Genomic DNA, 6,317 nt, shown 5'->3' with positions numbered 1-6,317 from the left:
AAATTTATATGTTCAAATACAAAGCCCGGGGAATTTTACTGATCGTAAAATTCCCCGGGCTTCTTTGTTAATTCTTGAGGTTTTGTCCCAGCCTCGTTTTGTTTATTCTAATTCGATTTGCTTTGTTTCTTTACCTAAGAATAGTACGCCGACAACCCCGATAATGATTGCTCCACAGAAAATAGCAAAAATGAAGCCGATATCATAACCTGCTGTTAATAATGATCCCACTAACAAAGGACCGAAAATACCACCGATTCGTCCAACGGCTGCTGCCATTCCTACACCCGTACCACGAATAATTGCCGGATATTGCTCAGGAGTGTAAGCATAAAGTGCACCCCATGCTCCTAAGTTAAAGAACGATAAAAACATTCCAGATGTTAACAGTACTGCCAAAGTATCAGCATTACCAAAAATGAAAGCACTTACAGCTGTTCCAATTAAATAGGAAACAAGTACAAATTTCCGTCCGATTTTTTCTATAAACCATGCAGCAGTAAAATAACCTGGCAACTGAGCAAGTGTCATAATAAGAACGTATTTGAAGCTCGTAATCATATCAAAACCTTTACCAACCATTACACTAGGAAGCCATAAAAACATACCGTAATATGAGAAAACAACTGTAAACCATAGCACCCATAGCATCAATGTTGAACGTGCATATTTCTTCGACCATACATCTCGAATGTTTTGCCCAACACTACGTTTCTTCGACTCTGTCTTCACAGTAAATTGTGGCGAATCTGGTAGATGCCAGCGAAGATAAATCGCATATATTGCTGGAATAGCCGTTAACAATAATGCGACACGCCAGCCCCAACTAGGAATAACAAAATATGAAATCAATGCAGCAATTAACCATCCTGCTGCCCAGAAGCTTTCTAGTAAAACAACGACACGTCCACGTTCTTTGGCTTCAACACTCTCAGAAACTAACGTTGAGGCAACCGGCAATTCTCCGCCTAGCCCCATCCCTACTAAAAAGCGCAGTGCCATAAAAGCAGTTAAAGTAGTTGTAAACGCGGATAAACCACTTGCGATAGAAAATAACACCAGAGTCCACATAAAAATTTGCTTTCTTCCTACTTTATCGGCAAACACACCGAAAACGAGCGCACCTACAGCCATCCCAATCGAATTAATACTACCTATCCAGCCTGATTGACTTGGGGTTAATCCCCACTCAGCTGCTAATGCCGCAATAACAAAAGATAATATCCCAACATCCATTGCATCGAAAAGCCAGCCTACGCCCGCTACTCCTAAAAGCTTATTGCGAGAAATGGATTGTTGAGGTTTATTCGTTGTAACCGTATTTATTGTCATCTCAACCACCTGTCTTTACACTTGACTTTACATTACGATATTACTATACAGTTGTTTCAAGAAAGTGACAAGCAAAATTCAAATTACCGAATTGTTTAGACAATTTCTGAAATGCTATTGAAAACACAGGGCGATTTGCGTTAAAATGTCTTTTATACAAAAACAACTGTTCTTTCTATAAGAACAAAAGGAGATCGTGAACGTTATGTGGAAAGGCCTTATTGAAGAATATAAACAATTTTTACCCGTAACTGAAAATACACCTGCCCTAACTTTAAATGAAGGTAATACGCCTCTTATACATTTAGTAAATCTCTCTAAAAAACTTGGCATTGAGCTTTACGGAAAAATCGAAGGTGCAAATCCAACAGGTTCATTTAAAGACCGCGGTATGGTGTTTGCCGTTGCTAAAGCAATCGAAGAAGGCAGTAAATGTGTTATTTGTGCTTCTACAGGTAACACATCAGCAGCAGCAGCAGCTTATGCAACTCGAGCGGGAATCCAATCTATAGTGGTTATCCCTAAAGGAAAAGTGGCCCTCGGCAAGCTAGCTCAGGCGACAATGTATGGTGCCAAAATTATCGAAATCGATGGTAATTTTGATGATGCCTTAAATATTGTTCGTCAAGTAAGTGAAATTACTCCTGTGGCACTTGTAAACTCTGTAAATCCATTCCGCATTGAAGGGCAAAAAACAGCATCATTTGAAATTGTAGATGCTTTAGGAGCAGCTCCAGATTATCTGTGCATCCCTGTCGGTAACGCAGGAAACATTACTGCATACTGGAAAGGCTTTAAAGAATATGACGCTGCAAAAGGCTCTGGTTTACCAAAGATGTTTGGCTTTGAAGCAGAAGGTGCAGCTGCTATTGTAAAAGGCGAGCCAATTGCTAATCCAGAAACTGTGGCTACAGCAATTCGTATAGGTAATCCTGCAAGCTGGAAATATGCTGAGGCAGCTCGCGATGAGTCTGGTGGAATCATTGATTCGGTAACAGACGAAGAAATTTTAGCTGCGTATAAATTAATTGCTGGAACTGAAGGAATTTTCGTTGAACCAGGTTCGGCGGCTTCATTAGCGGGTGTTATTAAATCGGTTGAAAATGGAAAAATTGCAAAGGGCTCAAAAGTTGTTACAATTTTCACAGGTAATGGATTGAAAGATCCTGATACTGCGATGAGTGTCTCAACTGTTGAAGTTGTATCACTTAAAAATGATGAAGAAGAAATTCGAAAATACATCGAGGGCGTACTATGAGTAACATGTGGCAAATCTCAGTTCCTGGAAGCACAGCCAACCTTGGCCCCGGCTTTGATTCAATAGGACTTGGCTTGTCTCTATACTTAAAACTAACTGTTTCTTTACAGGATAGATGGGAAATTATCCACCTTGATGAGAACGGTCCTAAAAAGTTTGAGCTTGAAGAGCACTTACTATACGTAATAGCTAAAAAAATTGCCGATCAATACGGTAAACAGCTACCTGCTTGCCGAGTCGAAATGGCAAGTGAACTTCCATTAGCCCGTGGTTTAGGAAGCAGTGCAGCCGTTATCGTTGCAGGGATTGAACTTGCTAACCAGGTTTGTAAGCTAGGTTTAACCGTTCAGGATAAACTCAATTTATCCTCACAAATTGAAGGACATCCAGACAATGCTACAGCCTCCGTTTTAGGGGGCTTAACAATTTCTTCAATGGATGAAAACGGCGTTGTCGATACATTCCATGTAAATGATATTGATGCTTCCTTTGTTGTGTTTGTACCCGACATCGAACTAAAAACAAGTGAATCTCGTTCTGTTTTACCAGAAAAATTTGATCGTGCATATGCAGTACATGCCTCAGCAAATGCTAATATGTTGGCCGCTTCATTAATGGCACGAGATTTTGAGCGTGCAGGTCACTATATGGAGGCTGATTTATTCCATGAACCTTTCCGTGCCAAACTGATTCCACAATATACAGAAATTCATGAGGCTGCGAAGGCTAACGGAGCATTTGGAACAGCTTTAAGTGGAGCGGGACCAACACTTATTTCTATTATCCCCACCGCTATTGCTAATGATTTTGTAATGGCCATGAAAAATCAATTTCCAGAGCACCACATTATCTTAACAAAAGCCGATGAGCATGGTGTACAAGTTAAATAATGTATGTTGGACGTCTACTAAAAGGTAGACGTTTTTTCTTGAAGGTATACTATTAAGGTCTAAACATTGTAAAATCGCCTGTTAGGATACTATGCAGAGAACGGAAATGAGCTTTCCTTAAGGAGGAAGTACCTTGAAACCAATTATTTTCTGTGATTTTGATGGCACTATAACAGAAACAGATAATATCATCTCGCTCATGACGCAATTTGTACCGGAGGAGTCTGAGAAAATTGCTAAGTCTATGATGGAAAAAACTATAACCTTTAAAGATGGTGTTTCAGCAATGTTCGAGCTACTATCTGCCAACCAAAAGGATGCTGTTGTTCAATATTTATTGGATACAACCATTATACGCAAGGGCTTTGGCGATTTCGTTCGCTTTGCACAAGAGGAACATATTCCGTTTTATATTGTCAGTGGAGGTGTCGATTTTTTCATTGAGCCGTTGTTAAAAAGATACGGCCCATTTTCAGGTGTTTATTGTAATAGTGCTGATTTTTCAGGGCAACAAATTAAACTAGTCTATCCAAATAGCTGCGATAAGGAATGTACGAAATTTAAATCCCAAGGCTGTGGCTGCTGCAAGCCAAGTGTCATACGTAAAGTCGCACAAAAAGAGCATTTTAAAATCGTGATTGGAGACTCCCTTTCTGATTTTGAAGCCGCAAAACAAGCAGATCTAGTCCTTGCCAGAGATCACCTTATTAAACGCTGTGAAGACCTTCATCTTCCTTATAAGCCTTTCGAGACATTCTATGACTGCTTAGATGCTATAAAAGAGCTTATTAAGTGATACTAATTCAATGGGGTTTTCTTCATTCCCATTGATTATTATCTTCACCAATTAATAGAAATAAGAGCAATATCTTAGTAGCCACTTGCTTTTTTACACAGCAAAGGGAGCCACTCTTCAATGAAGATGGCCCCCCTCTCTATTTATCGTTTTAAAATGTCTCTTACGACGTTCATACCAAATGACACAGATGATAAACCAAGTATATCCCATACTCCATCCAGCTAACACATCTGAAGCAAAATGACGAGCACCGGCAACTCGAGACATACCAATTAGCACAGTTAATATAGTTGCCCCAAGCCAAAGCAAAGTTTTACGCCCCTTGCTATTGTTCTCAGATAAAATATAGGCAGTTGTAAATAAATACAAGATACCTGTCATAGCATGTCCAGATGGAAAGCTAAATGATGTTAGTTGTGCTTCAATTTCAGGGCGTGGTCGATGTACCCATTTTTTCAATAACTGATTAAGTATATTCCCACCCGCAAATGTTAACAAAACAAATAATATGGCTCGGTAATTTCCTACCTTCCAAGCTAAATACACTATTAAAATTATGGCGACAGACACTACAAATACCGGTTCCCCTATATAATGAAAAAGCTCTAAAAAACGATTATCGAAAAATAGATCTGCCATTTTTGTATCAAAATTTTTGATTACATTACTTTGATAAGTAACTCGTAACACAAAAAAAGTAATGAATGTTAATACTGCCAAAGGATATACCCATTTTTTCATATAATACTTCACCTCAAAGCATTCATGCTATTGTTTTTCACATCATAACATATTGGCTAGAGGTGCATTCGCTTTTTTATTCCGAAACTACTAAATTACTTTCTTTTTCTTGGACTGTCGCTTCTCCACAAAATTGCAACTTCTTTAGGCATTATTTTTTAAACAAAAACACACTTCCTCGTATCATTGTTCAGTTAAATCATTTAATACAGGATCAAATAGCCAATCCTTTGGTCCAAAGTTTTTATCCTTCTCGCCTCTTACTTCACGAGATATCTTGTTTTGGATAATTACTTCTCTGAACTTTCTACTAAATAAAGTTTTTCGATATAAATATCTTCCATCATGGCTCCATTCTGCCGAGAAGAATACATCACCTGTTAAGCTTGTTAAATCCTCGCACTTATACATATCAGGACCGTTGATAACACCACTTAACCCACATCGACACGGAGGTTGCTCTGTCGCAAAATACAATTTAACTCTTTCAGTGCTGCATTCCGGTAGTACTTGCGTTGGAATAATTTGATAAGCTTTTTGCTTCCCTTCTTCCGGTCCTTGATGGATAACCTCTAAAAGTTCATAGCCTCTAATATTTTCACGTTTCATTAATGTCACTAATTCCTGTGAAGCAACCCAATATCCGCTAACATGTACCAGATGACGGTCCTTCATTTCTGTAGTATCTATAACTAACGGTGAAAGTTGCTCTTTTTCCATGAGTCCACAATGCTGGCAATAGGTGCTTATAGAAAATAAAGTTCCTTTATCATCTAAAAACATATCAGGTGAATTCCCTGTTGAGTTTAACGTAAACAATGATGCTTGCTCATATTCACTATCTGAAAAATCAAAGTAAAAACGTTCTCCGATTGAATCAATTCCCAGCTCATGTTCCAGTGATTTATATAACGCTGCTACATGTTCATATGTAACATCTTCATTTAATGTAAAAATAGGGTTAAACGATGTCTTTAATTTTCTTTTTCTTATTTCAGGCGCACCGATAAAAATTCCATAGCGATTATAAACTTTAATGACTTGATCTTGACTAGATTCATCTATAGAAAATAAATTTTCAAGTTCTACTTTCAAAGTACACCCCTACCTTTATATAAAGTTTTATGGTGAAGTATGTTGACTAGCTAGTAACTTTAAAAAAATCTACAATCTCTACTTTATTCATAGATAGTCAGGCTGCATATTTTAATCGAAATCTTATTAAGACTATAGCAAATCTACTTAACCACGATTATCTTAAGCGTACCAGTACTAACACCGATATTTCAATGTTGGG

Annotated in this window: 6 protein-coding genes; 3 read left to right on the top strand and 3 right to left on the bottom strand. The window is 38.1% G+C overall.

Going from position 1 to position 6,317, the window contains the following annotated elements; translation table 11 throughout:
* Positions 1-102: 102 nt before the first annotated feature.
* Positions 103-1,332 (bottom strand): MFS transporter, encoded by a 1,230-nt coding sequence (locus ACIQXF_RS18900; protein WP_402785979.1) that lies wholly within the window; start codon positions 1,330-1,332, stop codon positions 103-105.
* Positions 1,333-1,537: 205 nt separating this feature from the next.
* Here ACIQXF_RS18900 and thrC point away from each other — a divergent pair, with 205 nt between their 5' ends.
* The 3 genes from thrC (at position 1,538) to ACIQXF_RS18885 (ending at position 4,276) form a co-directional block, all read left to right on the top strand.
* Positions 1,538-2,590: a threonine synthase gene (thrC, locus tag ACIQXF_RS18895; RefSeq protein WP_402785975.1), complete on the top strand. Its 1,053-nt coding sequence runs from the start codon at positions 1,538-1,540 to the stop codon at positions 2,588-2,590.
* Positions 2,587-3,480 carry a homoserine kinase gene (gene thrB / locus ACIQXF_RS18890; RefSeq protein WP_402785972.1) on the top strand — a complete coding sequence of 298 codons (894 nt, stop codon included), beginning with the start codon at positions 2,587-2,589 and terminating at the stop codon, positions 3,478-3,480. The genes thrC and thrB overlap by 4 nt, the downstream gene beginning before the upstream one ends.
* A 133-nt stretch (positions 3,481-3,613) precedes the next feature.
* On the top strand, positions 3,614-4,276 hold the full coding sequence (locus ACIQXF_RS18885; protein WP_402785969.1) for a 2-hydroxy-3-keto-5-methylthiopentenyl-1-phosphate phosphatase: 663 nt from the start codon (positions 3,614-3,616) through the stop codon (positions 4,274-4,276).
* Between the two features lie 117 nt (positions 4,277-4,393).
* Here ACIQXF_RS18885 and ACIQXF_RS18880 read toward each other — a convergent pair whose 3' ends face one another.
* Both ACIQXF_RS18880 and ACIQXF_RS18875 read right to left on the bottom strand, forming a co-directional pair.
* Complete coding sequence (locus ACIQXF_RS18880) at positions 4,394-5,020, bottom strand: phosphatase PAP2 family protein (RefSeq protein WP_402785967.1); 627 nt, start codon at positions 5,018-5,020, stop codon at positions 4,394-4,396.
* Between the two features lie 183 nt (positions 5,021-5,203).
* A complete protein-coding gene (locus tag ACIQXF_RS18875) occupies positions 5,204-6,115 on the bottom strand; it encodes a hypothetical protein (RefSeq protein ID WP_402785964.1) in 912 nt (303 codons plus the stop codon).
* Between the last annotated feature and the right edge of the window lie 202 nt (positions 6,116-6,317).

Source organism: Lysinibacillus sp. NPDC097231, from assembly GCF_044761885.1.
Classification (GTDB): Bacteria; Bacillota; Bacilli; order Bacillales_A; family Planococcaceae; genus Lysinibacillus.
Note: the sequence above shows the minus strand (reverse complement) of the source record. Positions and strands in the feature narration are given on the sequence as shown.

What these genes read in the sequence shown, in the direction of transcription:
- ACIQXF_RS18900 (WP_402785979.1), bottom strand. Translation starts at nt 1,332, where the DNA reads ATGACAATAAATACGGTTACAACGAATAAACCTCAACAATCCATTTCT.
- thrC (WP_402785975.1), top strand. Translation starts at nt 1,538, where the DNA reads ATGTGGAAAGGCCTTATTGAAGAATATAAACAATTTTTACCCGTAACT.
- thrB (WP_402785972.1), top strand. Translation starts at nt 2,587, where the DNA reads ATGAGTAACATGTGGCAAATCTCAGTTCCTGGAAGCACAGCCAACCTT.
- ACIQXF_RS18880 (WP_402785967.1), bottom strand. Translation starts at nt 5,020, where the DNA reads ATGAAAAAATGGGTATATCCTTTGGCAGTATTAACATTCATTACTTTT.